At 58.2% G+C, this 16,722-nt stretch carries 13 protein-coding genes; 6 read left to right on the top strand and 7 right to left on the bottom strand.

Annotation, left to right across the window (positions count from 1 at the left end):
• Nucleotides 1–2 precede the first annotated feature (2 nt).
• Genes MHY87_RS11100 through MHY87_RS11075 form a run of 6 tightly spaced genes read right to left on the bottom strand, consistent with a single transcriptional unit; the run spans nucleotide 3 to nucleotide 4,718 of the window.
• Nucleotides 3–248 carry a hypothetical protein gene (locus MHY87_RS11100; protein ID WP_239351758.1) on the bottom strand — a complete coding sequence of 82 codons (246 nt, stop codon included), beginning with the start codon at nucleotides 246–248 and terminating at the stop codon, nucleotides 3–5.
• Between the two features lie 47 nt (nucleotides 249–295).
• Nucleotides 296–640 (bottom strand): cytochrome C oxidase subunit IV family protein, encoded by a 345-nt coding sequence (locus tag MHY87_RS11095; RefSeq protein WP_239351757.1) that lies wholly within the window; start codon nucleotides 638–640, stop codon nucleotides 296–298.
• 5 nt (nucleotides 641–645) lie between these two features.
• On the bottom strand, nucleotides 646–1,368 hold the full coding sequence (locus tag MHY87_RS11090; protein WP_239351756.1) for a heme-copper oxidase subunit III family protein: 723 nt from the start codon (nucleotides 1,366–1,368) through the stop codon (nucleotides 646–648).
• 11 nt (nucleotides 1,369–1,379) lie between these two features.
• Nucleotides 1,380–2,084, bottom strand: coding sequence for a cytochrome c oxidase subunit 3 (locus tag MHY87_RS11085; RefSeq protein ID WP_239351755.1), 705 nt, complete (start codon nucleotides 2,082–2,084; stop codon nucleotides 1,380–1,382).
• Nucleotides 2,077–3,855: a cytochrome c oxidase subunit I gene (gene ctaD / locus MHY87_RS11080; protein ID WP_239351754.1), complete on the bottom strand. Its 1,779-nt coding sequence runs from the start codon at nucleotides 3,853–3,855 to the stop codon at nucleotides 2,077–2,079. Before ctaD ends, MHY87_RS11085 begins: the two co-directional genes overlap by 8 nt.
• A gap of 56 nt (nucleotides 3,856–3,911) precedes the next feature.
• Nucleotides 3,912–4,718 (bottom strand): cytochrome c oxidase subunit II, encoded by an 807-nt coding sequence (locus MHY87_RS11075; RefSeq protein ID WP_239351753.1) that lies wholly within the window; start codon nucleotides 4,716–4,718, stop codon nucleotides 3,912–3,914.
• A 370-nt stretch (nucleotides 4,719–5,088) separates the two neighbouring features.
• Here MHY87_RS11075 and MHY87_RS11070 point away from each other — a divergent pair, with 370 nt between their 5' ends.
• The 3 genes from MHY87_RS11070 (at nucleotide 5,089) to MHY87_RS11060 (ending at nucleotide 10,313) form a co-directional block, all read left to right on the top strand.
• Nucleotides 5,089–8,430, top strand: coding sequence for an adenylate/guanylate cyclase domain-containing protein (locus MHY87_RS11070; protein ID WP_239351752.1), 3,342 nt, complete (start codon nucleotides 5,089–5,091; stop codon nucleotides 8,428–8,430).
• A gap of 243 nt (nucleotides 8,431–8,673) precedes the next feature.
• Nucleotides 8,674–9,456 (top strand): hypothetical protein, encoded by a 783-nt coding sequence (locus MHY87_RS11065; protein WP_239351750.1) that lies wholly within the window; start codon nucleotides 8,674–8,676, stop codon nucleotides 9,454–9,456.
• 71 nt (nucleotides 9,457–9,527) lie between these two features.
• Nucleotides 9,528–10,313 carry an SAM-dependent methyltransferase gene (locus MHY87_RS11060; protein ID WP_239351748.1) on the top strand — a complete coding sequence of 262 codons (786 nt, stop codon included), beginning with the start codon at nucleotides 9,528–9,530 and terminating at the stop codon, nucleotides 10,311–10,313.
• Nucleotides 10,314–10,324: 11 nt separating this feature from the next.
• Here MHY87_RS11060 and MHY87_RS11055 read toward each other — a convergent pair whose 3' ends face one another.
• Nucleotides 10,325–11,743 carry a PLP-dependent aminotransferase family protein gene (locus tag MHY87_RS11055; RefSeq protein WP_239351746.1) on the bottom strand — a complete coding sequence of 473 codons (1,419 nt, stop codon included), beginning with the start codon at nucleotides 11,741–11,743 and terminating at the stop codon, nucleotides 10,325–10,327.
• Between the two features lie 119 nt (nucleotides 11,744–11,862).
• Between MHY87_RS11055 and MHY87_RS11050 the strand changes: the two genes are divergently transcribed.
• The 3 genes from MHY87_RS11050 (at nucleotide 11,863) to MHY87_RS11040 (ending at nucleotide 16,722) form a co-directional block, all read left to right on the top strand.
• Nucleotides 11,863–12,723 carry a DMT family transporter gene (locus MHY87_RS11050; RefSeq protein WP_239351744.1) on the top strand — a complete coding sequence of 287 codons (861 nt, stop codon included), beginning with the start codon at nucleotides 11,863–11,865 and terminating at the stop codon, nucleotides 12,721–12,723.
• Between the two features lie 430 nt (nucleotides 12,724–13,153).
• Nucleotides 13,154–13,804, top strand: coding sequence for a cytochrome c3 family protein (locus MHY87_RS11045; RefSeq protein WP_239351742.1), 651 nt, complete (start codon nucleotides 13,154–13,156; stop codon nucleotides 13,802–13,804).
• A 5-nt stretch (nucleotides 13,805–13,809) separates the two neighbouring features.
• Nucleotides 13,810–16,722 (top strand): TAT-variant-translocated molybdopterin oxidoreductase, encoded by a 2,913-nt coding sequence (locus MHY87_RS11040; RefSeq protein ID WP_239351741.1) that lies wholly within the window; start codon nucleotides 13,810–13,812, stop codon nucleotides 16,720–16,722.

The raw sequence follows: 16,722 nt of genomic DNA, 5'->3' as shown, positions 1-16,722 counted from the left end.
TATCAGAAAGCGGTTTCCGTAAAGATGAGAATGCTCCCGAGCAGGATCATGGCCAAGGCGGGCCAATGCGTCCTGATGCTGAATGATTTCGGGCTTTGCCTCGGCTCCAGGCTATCTCCCGCCCGCATCGGCCTGTCGCGTCTCGCATCGCTGAGTCGGCCTCCCCAAAGAGCGAGAGCTGCCCCATAGACCACGCCGCAAAGGATGAGCAATGCGCCGATCCAGATGAGGACAATGCTCGAACCCATGAAGGTCTCTCCGTCTTCGGGATCATCGATAACAGATGGTTCGGAATTCAACCTCCAGGCGCGAAGAACGAGAGACGCGACAGAAGGGTATGATCCGCCTCGAAAACCATGATGGCGACAAATACCAGAAGGGCGCTCATGGGGACGAGAATGGCATAGATCAGAGACAAGCGCTCCCAGGCCATATGCATGAAGACGGCGACGATGAGGCCCGCCTTCAGCATCATGAACAGGAGGATGAGGGAGTACCTGAGGCCGCCTTGAAGCTGGAAATAGTCCACCAGATAGGAGCCGGTGCTCAAGATGAACAGCCACGCCCAGACAACGAGGTAGAGTTTGATGGGATGCTGTCCCTGTTCATGGGTGGATGACTGCGTCGCTGTCTGTGCCATGACACTCACCATAGATAGAAGAAGGCAAAGATGAAGACCCACACCAGATCGACGAAGTGCCAATAAAGCCCCATGATCTCGACAGCTTCGTAGTTTCCTCTTCGACTGGTGAAGAAGCCGCGCCGCTCATGATCGAAGTCCCCGCGCCAGACTTTGCGCGCGACAATGAGCAGGAAGATGACGCCGAAGGTCACGTGAGTGCCGTGAAAGCCGGTGATCATGAAGAACGTGGAGCCGAACTGGGCTGCCCCCCAGGGATTGGCCCAAGGTCGCACGCCTTCATGTATCAGCTTGGTCCACTCGAAAGCCTGCATGCCGACGAAAGTAGCGCCGAGGAGCGCTGTCACGAGCATCAGAGCAGCGGTTTTCCGGCGGTCGCGGCGATAGGCTAAGTTCACCGCCATGGCCATCGTTCCGCTGCTGCTGATCAGAACGAAGGTCATGATGGCAATCAGGATCAGCGGCAGCGTCACGCCTCCGATAGTCAGAGCGAAGACTTCGCTGGAGTTGGGCCACGGTACCGTCGTGGACATTCTGGCGGTCATGTAGGCGATCAGGAAACTGCTGAACACGAAAGTGTCGCTGAGCAGGAAGATCCACATCATCGCCTTGCCCCACGACACATTCCTGAAGGCGGTTCTGTCGGAGGAGAAGTCGGCAGCGATGCTGCGCAACCCGGGAGCCTCAGAACGGGCTGGCTCGACATTGGAAAAAGCCTGTTCCGTCATACCCATCCTCCTCAACTCAGCAATTGCCGACATATGTCGATCACGTTTTCCGCCCAGCCCGTCAGCACGCTCAAAAGAACGAACCAGATGAAGAGCAGGAAGTGCCAATAGATGGCACAGAGATCGACGCTCAGCTGCAGTCGCTCCAATCCGGTACCTTGCCATGCTCTTGCTGTCGTTCGGCCAAGAGCTGCCAATCCGCCGAGGATATGCAGGCCATGAATTCCGGTCAGCACATAAAAGAATGCATTGGCTGAGTTCGATGCCAGGAGGTACCCCTCCGCTGTGAGTTGTCGCCATGCTAGAAGTTGCCCTGAAAGGAAGGCCAACGTTGCCACGGTCGCTGCGAGTAGGCCGAACTTCAACTCGTCTTCCTTTCCCAGACGAGCGGACTTTCGTGCCCCTTGCAACGCGAGGCTGCCCAAGATCAGCATCCCTGTGTTCAGCCATAGAATTCTGGGCAACGGCAGACTGCGCCAATCCGGCAGCTGCATGCGGATGGCATAGGCGCTGATGAAAAGGGCAAAGAGGGAGCCGACCACAGCAAGAAAGACACGAAGTCCCATTCTTGCCGTCGCCGGTGACGTGTTTTCTGCCGGTGGCCAGTTAGTCGCAACGCCCTGTTCAAGCCAGGGCTTCGACATGAGGCCTTGCTTTGAAAGCCACCAAGCACCGATGATGAGCAATGCGCTCAGGAAAATGAGAATGCTACCCATGGGCAGACCCTGATGCTGCTTGAGCATTCGGTTGATTTTGAGGAATGAAGTCTTCCGCTGCGCCTGGAACGCTGTAATCGTAGGCCCACCGATAGACCGTCGGCACGTTCTTGCCCCAGTTGCCGTGCGGTGGTGGTGTCTCGGGTGTCTGCCATTCCAGCGTGGTGGCGCGCCATGGATTGCCTCCGGCGGGTCTCCCGTGACGCAGGCTCCAGAACAGATTGAAGACGAAGGCCAGCTGCGTTGCGCCGACAATCAGCGCCACGATGGTGATAAAGGCATTCAGTGTATGAGCAGACGGCGGAACGAAGGCCATGTCCCCGATCTCGTAGTAACGGCGCGGGACGCCCATGAGGCCGAGATAATGCATGGGAAAGAAAATCGCGTAAGCCCCGAGGAACGTGATCCAAAAATGGAGTTTCCCGAGTGTGTCGTTCAGCATCCGCCCCGTCACTTTCGGATACCAGTGATAGATTGCGCCGAAGATCACGAGGATGGGTGCGACACCCATGACCATGTGGAAATGCGCAACGACGAACATCGTATCTGAGAGTGGGACGTCCACGACGACGTTGCCGAGGAAGAGGCCCGTGAGGCCTCCGTTCACGAAGGTGACGATGAACGCGAGCGCAAAAAGCATCGGGACATTAAGGTGAATGTCACCGCGCCAGAGGGTGAGAACCCAATTGTAGACCTTGATCGCCGTCGGAATGGCGATGATGAGTGTGGTCGTGGCGAAGAAGAATCCGAAATATGGATTCATGCCGCTCACATACATATGGTGCGCCCAGACCACGAAGCTGAGGGCGCCGATGGCGAGAAGCGCCCAGACCATCATGCGGTAGCCGAAGATGTTGCGCCGCGCATGGGTGCTGATGAGATCGGAGACGATGCCGAATGCGGGCAGGGCGACGATGTATACCTCCGGGTGACCAAAGAACCAGAAAAGGTGCTGGAAGAGGAGGGGGCTTCCGCCGTTCCGATCCAAGGGTTGTCCCATCTCGACGATGGCAGGCATGAAAAAGCTGGTGCCGAGAGCCCGATCGAACAGCATCATCACGGCGCCGACGAACAGCGCAGGGAAAGCCAAAAGCGCCATGAAACTTGCGGTGAAGATGCCCCATACCGTCAAGGGCATCCGCATCAACGTCATGCCGCGCGCCCGCCCCTGGAGAACCGTCACCACATAGTTCAGGCCGCCCATGGTAAAGCCGATGATGAAAACCATCAGTGAGACGAGCATCAGGATGATGCCCCAATCCTGTCCTCCCGGCGTGCCGGATGTAATCGCTTGTGGCGGATACAACGTCCAGCCGGCGCCCGTGGGGCCGCCCGGCGCAAAGAAACTCGCAACGAGGATGAGAACGGCAAGTAGATAGATCCAGAAGCTCAGCATGTTGACATAAGGAAACACCATATCGCGTGCGCCGACCATCAAAGGGATAAGGTAATTGCCGAAACCACCGAGAAAGAGAGCCGTCAGAACATACACCACCATCATCATCCCGTGCATGGTGATGAACTGGTAATAGGCATTGGCGTCTATGAACGAGAACACACCCGGGAAGCCGAGCTGCAGGCGCATCAGCCATGACAGGACGAGGGCGATCAGGCCGACGCTCAAAGCGACAAAGGAATATTGGATAGCGATGATCTTCGCATCCTGACTGAAGACATACTTCGTTACCCAGCTATGCGGATGGTAGAGCTCGACATCGTCGATGACAGGCGCATGCGCCGCTCCGATTGGGTCGAGGGGAACATCAGTCATCAGAGCCCTCTCTGGACGTTACAATTGCCCCTTCTCATACGCCGTCGGCGGTCTGCTTATTGGGCTTGGGGCATAAGACGCGCAAAACTGCGCGACATCTGCTCCTGAAGCCATGCCTGATAGTCTTTCTGCTCCTGAACGATGACTGTCCCACGCATCTGGGGATGGCCGAGTCCGCAGAGTTCCGCGCACAGAATCTCGAAGGTTCCGGTCCTGGTGGGCGTGAACCAGATGTAGGAGATCTGGCCTGGAACGAGATCCATCTTGGCCCGCATCTCCGGCACATAGAAATTATGAATGACGTCGACGGAACGCAGGAGCGCCTTCACGGGCTTGCCGATCGGCAGGCGGAGCTCGCCGCCTTCAACGATCACATCGTCCTGCCCGCTCGGGTCATCCCGGCTTATGCCCAGAGGATTCTCGGGACTAATGAGTCGAATGTCCGAAGTCCCCAGCTTGCCGTCCGGGCCAGGCAATCGGAAGCTCCATTGCCATTGCTGCCCCAGAACCTCGATGTCGGTTGCGTCTTCGGGAACGGTGATAAAAGCTCTCCAGACAAACAGGCCGGGGGTCAGCATGGCTGCGACGCCAACGCCGGTGATCACGGTCAGCCATAATTCCAGGCGCTTGCTTTCCGGCTCGTAATGCGCCCGCTGGCCCTGCCGATGGCGAAAGCGAAAGATGCAATAGGCCATGAAGAGCACGACCGCGACGAAGACCGCCCCGGTGATCCAGAACGTCATGACGAGTGTGGAGTCGATGTAGCTCCAGTTCGAGGCAATGGGCGTCCACCACCACGGGCTCCAAAGATGGAATGCCACCGAGCCTACCGCGATCAGAACCAGTATCAGCGCTACGGCCATCTTTGTTCGCCCTTGCCCAGAGAGGCTGCCGGCATGAAACAGAAGGCAATAATTTCACCTCTGAAGAATATCCCATGAAAGCGAAGAGATTCTTCAGTGGGCACGACCCAAGGTCGCGAAACGCTTAGTCCTGCAGGATGATCTTCATGGTGATGGGAATATGAAGCTCATCCATCAACTTATATCAAAACTAAACCTAACGGCTGAGTTGGTCAATGAGCCCTCCGGTCAAGCTGTCTGCTTGAGCTGCTTCAGTCCGTGCCGTGCTGACAATGACATGAGAAACAAGCCGCCGGCTCAAGAGTATAATTGACATTTGAAATATGCTAGTTTGCCTTATTCTATAAGGCGATTGCAGACGGAACGTACCGTGATTGACGTAGCAAGGTGGCTCGTCGAACAGGGGCTTGAACAATACGCCGAGGTGTTCGCTGCGAATGCCGTCGAGGGCGAAGTCCTGTTCAGTCTTACGGAGGCCGACCTCAAAGATTTGGGCATCTCGGCACTCGGGCATAGGAAGAAACTGCTGCACTCGATCGCGGCTCTTCGAGCGCAAGAGGATCGGGCAATATCACAACGGTCTGATGAGGTTCCGAATGCCTCCACGGGCGTCGCCGAACGGCGTCAGCTGACCGTGCTTTTCTGCGATCTGGTGGGATCGACCGAGTTGTCAGCTCGGCTCGACCCCGAGGATCTGCGTGAGGTCATCAGCGCGTATCAGAGTGCCTGCACGGAGGTAGCGGCCCGGTACGAAGCTTATGTTGCAAGGTTCCTTGGTGATGGCGTCCTTATCTATTTCGGTTGGCCTCAAGCCCATGAAGACGATGCCGAGCGGGCGGTCTCGACGGGCCTTGCATTAATTGATGCGATCATGCAGCTAAGCCCTCCCGGAAACACGCGATTGCAGGCTCGCATCGGCATCGCGACAGGCCCGGTGGTCATAGGGGATCTGGCCGGGCGAGAAGCTGCCGACACTGTGATTGGAGAGACGCCAAACCTTGCCGCGAGGCTTCAGTCCATCGCCGAGCCAGGTGCCGTCCTCATCAGTCCGACGACACGCCGGCTCGTGAATGGGCTGTTCGAGCTGGAGGGGCTGGGCCCGCAGAGTCTCAAAGGTTTTGCGAATGCGCTGACAGTATGGCGGGTCAAGCGCGAGATCCAGACCATAGATCGCTTCGAGGCTAAGCATCCCGTCGGCTATACGCCTCTGGTCGGGCGCGAGGAAGAACTCTCATTGCTTTTGCGTTGCTGGGATCAGGCGAAGGGCGGTGCAGGTCAAGTGATCATTTTGTCGGGGCCGCCAGGAATGGGCAAGTCTCGCCTCGTGATCGAGTTGCGCGAGCGGCTGAAAAGCGAGACCTATGTCGCGCCTCGCCTGCAAGGCTCGCCTTATCACACATCCACGCCGCTTCACCCCGTGATACAGCACTTCGAGCACGCGGCCGGACTGGAACGCGACGACCCGCCTATGGTGAAGCTCGACAAGCTTCAGGCCCTGATCGCACGTAACACAACAGAGCTCGATCTGGCCGTTCCGCTGATGGCGACCGTCCTCGGCATTCCCGCAGCTTCACGATATTCTCTTCCTGACCTGACGCCACAGCGCCAGAAGCAACTCACTCTGGAGATCGCTGTCGATCAGCTTGAAGGACTTTCCGCCGGACAGCCGGTTCTTTTCATATGCGAGGATGTGCAGTGGTTCGACCCGACAACGCTTGAACTTCTGGGGCTCGTGATCGAGCGCATTGAACATTTAAACGTGATGCTGGTCATTACCGCGCGGCCTGAATTCGTTTCTCCCTGGGACGGTCGCGGGCATGTCACGGTGCTGTCTCTCAATGGGCTTGAAAGAGGACATGGCAGCATCGTTGTCGAGCAGATCGCAGAAGGGAAGCATCTGCCGGATAAATTACTCGATGAGATCCTAGAAAGAACGGACGGTGTCCCCCTTTTTATAGAAGAGCTGACCAAAGAGGTGATCGAGTCTGGACTTCTGATCGATGCGGGATCCAGCTATACACTGGCAGGTCCTCTGCTTCCCCTTGTCATCCCGGCAACGCTGCACGACTCGCTTCTCGCGCGCCTGGATCGCCTCGGAACTGCAAAGGAAATTGCACAGATCGGGGCTGCCATAGGCCGCGACTTTTCCTATTCGATGATCGCAGCCGTATCAGACCGCCCTGAAAAAGAGCTGCTGAAAATGGTAGAGCAGCTCGTCACATCCGGTTTAGTTCAACACAGCGGATCTCAAGCCGCCGAGGTTTACAGCTTCAAGCATGCTCTGGTGCGGGATACGGCCTACGAAAGTCTTCTGAGGAGCAGGCGTCGTCAGATCCATGCAAGGATTGCGGCTGCTCTTGAGACTCAGAGGCCGGAAATCAGGGATGTACAGCCTGAGCTTCTGGCGCATCATTATGCCGGGGCCGGGCTTGCGCAACAGGCTGCTGACTATTGGCGAAAGGCGGCCGATTGGACGATCCAGCGGTTTGCCAATAGTGAGGCGATCTCCCATTGCGACAAGGCTATCATGCAGCTTCACACCTTGCCGGCAACGTCTGAGCGAATGCGAGCCGAGCTTGACGTGCAGCTCATCAAAGGAGTCGCGGTACGCGCCGCCAGAGGATACAGCGTTCCCGAGTCGGAGCATGTTTTTTTACGGGCTTGCGAGCTTTGCGAAAGTCTGGGAGACCGCGTGAATCTGATCCACGCACTTCGCGGTCTGTTCGGAGCCTATTACGTGGCCGCACGATGGTCCGATGCCGCCCAGGTGGTTGATCGCGTTCGCACCGCCACTGACGGCATGGATGATCGGGTATTGCTGTGCATTCGATGGACAATCGATGGCGCCGCGCGTCTCTTCAGGGGTGGGCCGGATGACGCCCGTACTTGTTTGCAAAAGGCTCTCGCGTTCTACAATGACAATGACCGTGAGACGCATATCCGGCTGACAGGTCATGAAATGGCTTCCCTGATCCGATTTCACCTTGCCATCGCAGAGTGGTTGAGCGGGCACCCGGAGAGCGCTATTCGCACCTCAGAGAAGGCAATTGAAATCGCTCGGGCCGCAAAGCAGCCTTTCTCTCTCGCCCAGGCACTGGGTAACGGCGCGTTGCTTCAGATGCTCGCCAGAAATCCCGATGCCGCCGAGGCGCTTGTCCGCGAGACGATCGAGATCAGCGTCCAGCATGAAATTCCCGATTATATCCTGTTCGGAAACATGTTGGCCGGTGTTCTGAGTGCCATGAAGGGAGATAGCGTGAAGGGCGAAAGACTTGCTCGTAAGAGCATGGTTGGGCTTCAGCAAGCAGGATGGCGATGCTTCATCCCGATCCTCCTGCTTTATCTCTCCGTAGTGGGAGAGCCAGAGATGGCTCTTGAGACGGTTCATGAGGCGCGCCTCATGATAGAGCAAAGCGGCGAGGCGATCTGGGAGGCGGAGGCCATGCGCGTCGAAGCTCTCAGGAAATTGTCCAATGGTGCTGATGTGGTCGAGGTGGAAGGCATCCTACATGCTGCAATTGACATTGCGCGCCAACAAGGGACCACGGCCTTCGAGCTGCGTTCGGCTGTTTCCCTTGCTCAGTTATGGGTGATGCGAGGAAAGGGAGATGAGAGCAGAAGTCTGCTCCATCCGATCTATGCGAGTTTTACCAAGGGGTTTACTATGCCAGATCTCCTGGAGGCGCGAGATCTGATCGGCGGAATTTCGTAATCCCCCTGTTCCAGCGAGGTAGTTCCGTCGCGCGGTTCCAGCTTTGGTTCAAGCAGGCCGCTGAATTTTTACGAGAGCATCTGGTTTATCTCCAAAGATGGGTTCTATCTCACGCTCAGCGCATGAGGTGCTTGGGAATGCCTCGAAATTTCCATCGCTGCCAGCCTCCATGAGGAGCGATCCAAACTAGTCACTCTCCCGCCGCCACGGTACAGTTTGCACTGGCGTTCCACGGAGAGTGCCATGGCAACAGAGCTGCGTGAATTTCTGGCGGATTTGGCAACAGACCCTAAGAGTCTCGCCAACTTCATTGCCGATGCGGATGCCGCAATGGAGCGGGCCGAGCTTTCGGATGAGGATCGCAAGCTCCTGCAGAGCGGCAACCTTGCTGCCATTCAGGCGCGACTGGCTGGTTATGACCCTGGCGCTGCGGCAACGCCGCAGATCGTTGTAGTTGCCGGGCTTGAGCAACTTCGCAAAATGTATGCCGATCACATGCGCACGATGTCCCCGCCCGGCGCTGAGGTGACGCAGTTCGGAACACACCAGCAAATGCCCGCAGGCGCCGTGGCACCTCAGTTCGGAGTATGGCAGCAGATGCCCGCGGGAGCTGTCGCGCCTCAATTTGGCGTGTGGCAGCAAATGCCTGCTGGAGCCGTGATGCCGCAGGTTGCTCCATGGCAGCAGATACCCGCAGGGGCTATCGCGCCGCAGGTTTCCCCATGGCAACAACCTCCTCCGGGGGCATTCTCACCTCAAGTTGCTCCGTGGCAGCAAGTGCCTGCAGGGGCGGTCACGCCACAGATTGCATTTTGGCAGCAGACACCTGCTGGTGCCGTCGCTCCGCAAATCGCGCTATGGCAGCAGGCTCCTCCAGGAGCAATGGTCCCGCAATTTGCCTTCGGACAGCAGGTGGCGCCAGGGGCTGTGACTTCTCAGATGGCGATGTCGCCCCAGGTGGCGCCTGGTGCGGTGACGCCACAATTCGTTTTCCCGTTAGTTATGTTTCCGTTTTGGTGGCGGTAGACCAACGCTCAGAACGGTACAAGGCTAACTATCGATCAAGCGCATGGTCTGCACAAAACAAGAGAGGCAACGTGTACGACGATCACCTTGTTGTCGTTGGAACGGGAATCCGGACAACCGGCCAACTGACCGTTGAGACGATTGCCTGCATGCAATGTGCGGATCGGCTCTTCTACATCGTTGCCGATCCAGTCGCTGAGGAGGTGATCCGCCGCCTTTGCCCCGATGGGGCCGAGACGCTTTATGACCTCTACGGTGAAGGCAAGCCGCGAATGCAGACTTACCAGGAGATGGTCGATCGTATCCTCACGAGCGTTCGCGCGGGAGAACGCACTGTCGCTGCTTTCTATGGACATCCTGGCGTCTATGCCTATTCCTCGCATGAGTCCATTCGGCGGGCTCGGGCGGAAGGGTATCGCGCTAGAATGCTGCCTGGAATCTCCGCAGAGGATTGTCTCTTCGCCGATCTCGGCATCGATCCTTCGTCAAATGGATGCCAGTCTTACGAAGCCACTGATTTCCTTCTCAACTCACGCTCTGTCGACAATTCCGCTCAACTCATTCTCTGGCAGGCAGGGCTTGTAGGTGATCTGACTTTTCGCCGTTATGCCTACGACATTTCCGCAATGCCGCTCTTGCTCGAGAAGTTGCAGCTCTTCTATCCGCGGACACATCCGGTCTATCTTTACGAGGCTCCCTCGGTGCCTGGGTGCGAACCTGTGATCCGCCCGATCATGTTGGAGCAACTTCTGACCTCAAGCATTACCGCGACAACAACGCTTTATCTGCCACCGGCACGAGCCACAATGTCTGATCCTGCCTATCTCAGCCGAGTACGCCTGCCTCAGGGGGCATGAAGCGCCCCGAGCTAATCGTCGCCACTTTCCCGTTTTTCTTGCATTCTCATTATCTGATCGAGAATAGACATGGTTTTCGGATCGCTCGACTGCGCGACATTAAAGCGAATGAAGGACGTCGCAGTCTGTGAGACGCTGAACACATTGCCTGGAGCGAGCACGACATTATCCTCCAAAGCCAGACGGGCAAGCGCCGCAGCGTCCTGGTTGTCGGGCAGACGGCACCAGAGGTAAAAACCACCACGCGGTGTGACCCAAGGCTTGATGCCAAGATTCTGCAGCCTGATAGCCGTCTCTTGTCTCGCCCGTGTAAGGCGCTGACGCAACTCGTCCATATGTTTGCGATAGCTGCCCCCCGCCAGGACATGGGCGACCAGCTCGGTTGCAACGGGGCTGGGTCCACCAAAACAGGTGGCAACCTGTAGATCGACTAGGCCTTCGATCCAATCCGCCCGAGCGGCGATGTAGCCGCAGCGGATCGAAGCAGACAGCGTCTTCGAAAAACTTCCGATCCGAATGACGCGATTGAGACCGTCGAGTACGGCAAGACGCGGTGAAGGATCCGGTTCGAAATCCGCGAAGATGTCGTCTTCGACAATGATCACGTCGCGAGCGGAAGCTGCACTCAGCAGCCTATAAGCCGTCTGCGGTGAGAGGGTAGACCCGGTAGGATTGTGGAGCGCGGAGTTGGTGATGTAGAGGCGCGGGTTCTCTGTATCCAGGATGGCTTCGAAAGCAGCAATATCAGGGCCGGAAGGGGTATACGGCACGCCAACGATTTTGACTTGATGCGCTCGAAGCAGAGCCTGAAAGTTAAAATAGCACGGGTCGTCCACCACCACCGTATCGCCGGGCTTCAACAGAAAGCGGCAGATCAGGTCGATGGCTTGCGTGCCCGAACCGGTGAGCATGATCTGGTCGGTGGAGGCCTCAAGGCCTTCTTCCGCAAACCGGCCGAGCAGTAATCGGCGCAGGCGCGGGGAGCCGCGCGTACTCCCATAATCGACAAGCGCCGCATCATCAGCGCGTGCAAGGCTCCGCATGGCGCGGCGAAGCGCGGTGTGCGGCATCCAATCCGCAGGTAACCAGCCGCAACCGGGCTTTGACGCCGTAGGGTCAGCATCGAGTGACTGCCGCGAAACCCAGAATGGATCGATGGCGCGGTCGCGGCGCGGTTCTGCTTTCGCCAGTGTCAGTGCCGGCAGGGTATTGCCTGCGACGTAGAAGCCTGAGCCGCGCCGGGCGCGGATGAGGCCCTCAGCGGCAAGGCGATCATAGGCCTCGACAACCGTCGATGGCGATACGCCCATAGTCGCGGCAAAGCTCCTGATGGAGGGAAGCCGGTCACCGGAGGCGAGTGCGCCGTTGGAGACCTTCGCGCGGATCGCTGCCATCACTTCGCCGGTTCGGGTTTGCCCTTCGTCCTTCATGGAAGCTCCACTGATTGTATTACTGCTCATATCAATACAGTTTGGTGAAATTGTACTGTATTGTCGCTGTCGCGGCCAGCGGTGACATCCTAGAGTCGCTCCTGAGAAAGAGAGGCGACATGGATCGGACGACGGATGCGTGGGGCAGCGGCCTTCTGGGCGTCATCATTTTCAGCGGGTCGCTCCCGGCGACCCGAATTGCCGTTGGCGATTTCTCTCCCCTGTTCCTGACATCTGCCCGTGCGGTGATCGCTGCGCTGCTTGGGGCAGCTTTTCTTGCCGTCCTGCGGCAGGCCAAACCTCAGCGCGGAGACCTCGGCTCGCTGCTTGTCGTCGCGCTCGGTGTCGTTGTTGGTTTTCCACTGCTGACGGCGCTCGCGCTCCAGCACATCACCGCGGCGCGTTCCATAGTTTTCATCGGCCTTCTTCCGCTCGCGACCGCCATCTTTGGCGTCTTGCGCGGCGGGGAGAGGCCGAAACCTGTCTTCTGGCTGTTCTCAGGCTTTGGTGCCGCAACGGTCGCCAGCTTTGCCCTGTTCAACAGCGACGCAGGTTCCCTCACGGGCGATCTGCTGATGGTGGCAGCAATTGTTCTGTGCGGCCTCGGCTATGCCGAGGGAGCCGCTTTGTCGCGGCGGCTTGGGGGCTGGCAGGTCATCTCATGGGCCCTGCTTCTCTCGCTTCCGATGATGGCCGTGATTGCGGTGCAGACCATGCCGCAAGTTTGGAGCGTGATCGGTGGTCCTGCCTGGATCGGGCTCGCCTATGTTTCGATCTTCAGCATGCTGATCGGGTTCGTCTTCTGGTATCGCGGCCTTGCGCTCGGAGGCATTGCGGGCGTGGGGCAGTTGCAACTGCTCCAACCTTTCTTCGGTCTTGCTCTGGCAGGGCTCCTGCTGCAGGAGCCTGTCGCGTGGACGATGATCGCAGCGACAGGGCTTGTCGTCCTTTGCGTGGCTGGTGCCAAGCGCTTCGCTTGAAGCTTTCGCGGGGCCTCGGCGCGCGGCAGGTATGCCGGGCCTCGGTGAGGTTCTGCCGCAGTGGAGGATGGCGCTCGCGACATTCCAATGTGGGCCGAACCGAGCGCTTGAGGAACGGCGACAGCTTCCTGGTTCCCTCGAACGCGATTTATGGAGCCATTGCCATCGAAGCTGGGACTCGTCTGGATGCCTTCGCGCCAATGCGCGAGGATTTTATAGGGGCATAGGCAAAAGCGCGACCCTAGCATCTAATTCGCAAAGCCTTCGAGGAACGGTGGGCAGAGTAAGCCTGCGCCTGCTGCCCACAGGCCCCTTCGTGTCGACCTAACGCGACCGTGAGGGAACGAAGCTGCGCTGAACCGATTGTGTCAACAGCGAAGCTTCGATCAGGCAGAAAACCTGACGCAACGATGGGTGCGCGACGCAGGCAATGGCGCAGCTTTTCACACCGGGCGCGACCACTCTGTTCCGGGTGGTCATTGTGCTTTCTGGCGCAACAGTGATTGCTGCGAGCGCGCTGGCCTATGTCTGGGCTCGCTTGGACAGCACCTGGAACGTTGGAAAGCCGGCGCCCCAACCTGTCCCATTCCGGCATGATCTTCATAGCGGATCCTTGAAGATCGATTGCCGCTATTGCCATTCTACCGTTGAACGCGCTGCCGATGCCGGCATGCCGTCCGCTCAGACCTGCATGACCTGCCATTCGCAAGTATGGGTAGGGGCGAGCGTTCTCGATCCCGTCCGCTCCAGCTTCACGCTCGGACAGCCGATCGAATGGACCTCTGTGCACCGCCTGCCGGACTACGCTTACTTCAATCACGCCATACACGTCACCAAAGGGGTAGCGTGCGAGACTTGCCACGGCCGTGTTGATCAGATGCCAAAGACCGTGAAGACGCAAACTCTTTCCATGGGATGGTGCCTGGACTGCCATCGCAATCCTGCTCCGAATCTTCGGCCGCAAGAAGCTGTGTTCACCATGGGTTATGAGGCGCACGGCAAGGACATGCCGGATGATATTCGCGAGTTTTACCGAGAGGCTTCCCGGCGTCTCACCAGCTGCAACACGTGCCACCGGTAGAAGCGATGGGTGAGAAAGCGCCATTCGATCTCGATGCCTTAAGAGCCCGGCTCGCAACGGAGGACGGACCGAGGCTCTGGCGAAGCCTTGAGGAACTGGCGGATCTGCCGGAGGTGCGCAGGTATGTGGAAGCCGAGTTCCCGGATGTTGTCCAAGCCTCTTCCGTCGACCGCCGGACGCTTCTGAAACTGATGAGTGCCTCGCTTGCTCTTGGAGGATTGGCTGCTTGCAGCGACAAGAATGCGAGCAAGAATGCGCCGCTATTATCACAAAGCCGGAACATGCCGGGCTACACGCCGGGTGTTCCGCTTACTGTTGCGACATCCCTTCCCTTGGACGGCCTTGGAAGAGGCGTTCTCGTAAAGGTGCAGGAAGGTCGGCCCGTCAAGATCGAAGGGAATCCGCTTCACCCGGCGAGCCTTGGAGCAGCAGACATATTCGCTCAGGCGGAGATCCTGTCACTCTACGATCCTGATAGATCCGACACTCCGTTGCAGGGAGGGCTTCCAAAAACTTGGGAGGAATTCACGGCCTTTATTCGTCCCGTGCGGAACGAACTCGTCGTGGGTGAAGGGCGAGGGCTGCATGTCCTGATGCCGCCAACCTCATCCCCAACACTTCACAGGCTTATATCGCTAGTGAGGCAGGTCTTTCCCCATTCACAATGGCATGAGTTCTCGCCGCTCGACGATGACAGCAGGCGAGGCGTCGCCATGGACGTGTTTGGCCAGGATCTAGACTTCGTGTACGACCTGACGCAGGCGGATGTCATCGTGACGCTCGGGAGCGACCTGTTCTCAGAAGAGGCAGGGCATCTACGGTATGCTGCCGACTACCAGAAGCGGCGGCGTATGAAGGACAAAGCGCTTCCCCGTCTTTTCTCGGCAGAGGCCCGACCGAGCCTTATCGGAGCGCGCGCAGACGAGCGCATAATCCTTCGACCTCGAGAGTTCGATGCGTTCGTGCAAACACTTGCATCATTTCTCGAAGTAGGAGAGACGCCGCCATCCGAAGTGCATCCCTCCGCTTCTCGGATGGCGGAAGATCTGCGCAGCGCTGGATCTCGCGGTCTTGTCGTCGCGGGACGAGGAATGTCGGCCCGTGTGCATGCTCTCGCGCTTGCGATCAATGCAAAGCTCGGCGCTTTTGGTACGACGATCCGTGCGATAGAGCCTGTGCGCCCCAGGATAGATGGCGTGCGAACGCTTCAAGATCTGGCGCAATCCATAGAGAACGATCAAGTGTCCCACCTGATCGTTCTCGGCGGTAATCCGGTATATGCGGCGCCAGCCGATATCGATCTCGCCGCGCTCATTCGGCAGGTTCCTCTGTCGCTTCATCTCGGACAGCATCGTGATGAGACGGCCTCAGCTTGCCGCTGGCATATTCCCGAAGCCCATCCCTTGGAGAGCTGGGGAGATCTGCGGGCCTTCGATGGAACGGTGGGATTAAGACAGCCTGCGACGATGCCGTTGAAGTCGACCCTGAGTGCCGAGGAATTTCTCGGCCTTGTGGCAGGGCAAAATGTTGATGGCCGTGGCCTGGTTCAAGGGACTTGGCGGGAAGCCTGGGGAGATGAATTCGAAGCACGCTGGGCGCACTCGCTTGAAGATGGTGTGATCGAGGGGTCCGCATCTCCTGCCGTCGATGTATCAATACGATTCGATTGGCGGCCCAGCCCTACCGCTCCAATTCCGCTTGGCGGAGTCGACGTGATCTTCGCGCCAGATCCGTCGATGTGGGACGGTTCATACGCCAACAATGGCTGGTTGCAGGAACTGCCGAAGCCTTTGACGAAACAGGTCTGGGGCAATGCGGCTCTGATAGCAGCCGAGACCGCAGATATATTCGGCTTGTCCTCAGGCGAAACTCTTGATCTGACCGTCGAAGGCCGTGTCGTGCGCGCTCCCGTTTGGGTTATGCCCGGGCATGCGCCTGGAGCTGTGACCCTCACACTCGGCTACGGACGTCGGCAGGCGGGACGCATCGGAAACGACATTGGCTTCAATGCCTACGCAATCCGTCCGTCGCATCAGCCTTGGATCGCCACCGGCGAGATCAGGGCCGCCAGCGAGCGAGGGCGGGTCATTTCCACGCAGCAGCATCACTCGCTTCAAGGGCGCGACATCGTGCGCGTCGTGGCGCCTGATCAGGCAGCTCTTTCGGAAGCGAAAAAGCTGCCATCTTTGCATCCGGACTGGACCTACGAAGAGCATGCCTGGGGCATGGCAATCGATCTTGACGCTTGTATCGGCTGCAATGCCTGCGTCATCGCCTGCCAAGCCGAAAACAACGTTGCCGTCGTTGGCCCTGAGGAGGTGGCGAAGGGGCGTGAAATGCATTGGCTGCGCGTAGATCGGTATTATAGCGGGGAACCTGACGCTCCAAGAACCTACTTTCAGCCCATGCCATGCATGCAGTGTGAGAAGGCGCCTTGCGAGGTGGTGTGCCCCGTGAATGCGACGGTGCATTCCTCCGAGGGTCTCAACGACATGGTTTACAATCGTTGCATCGGCACGAGAACCTGCTCGAACAATTGCCCTTACAAAGTGCGGCGCTTCAACTTCCTGGACTATCAGGGGACGGATTACACCGCTTCGCCCGACGCCATGAACCCGCAGGTCACGGTCCGGGATCGCGGTGTGATGGAGAAATGCACCTATTGCGTTCAACGCATCGGCGCGGCCCGTGCCGATGCCCGGATCGAAGATAGGCGCGTGCGCGATGGGGAGATCGTGACGGCTTGCCAACAAGCCTGTCCGACACAGGCCATCGTTTTCGGCGACATCAATGATCCCGAGAGCGCCGTGAGCAAGCTCAAAAAAGATCCACGTAATTATGCCCTTCTCGGTCATCTGAACACAAAGCCGCGAACTACGTATCTCGCCCGCGTCGAAGCGCCCGCGGAAAAAGGATAG

The sequence above is a fragment of the Microvirga sp. ACRRW genome (assembly GCF_022346925.1).
In the GTDB taxonomy this organism is placed as follows: domain Bacteria; phylum Pseudomonadota; class Alphaproteobacteria; order Rhizobiales; family Beijerinckiaceae; genus Microvirga.
This window is presented reverse-complemented; position numbering and strand designations above follow the sequence as displayed.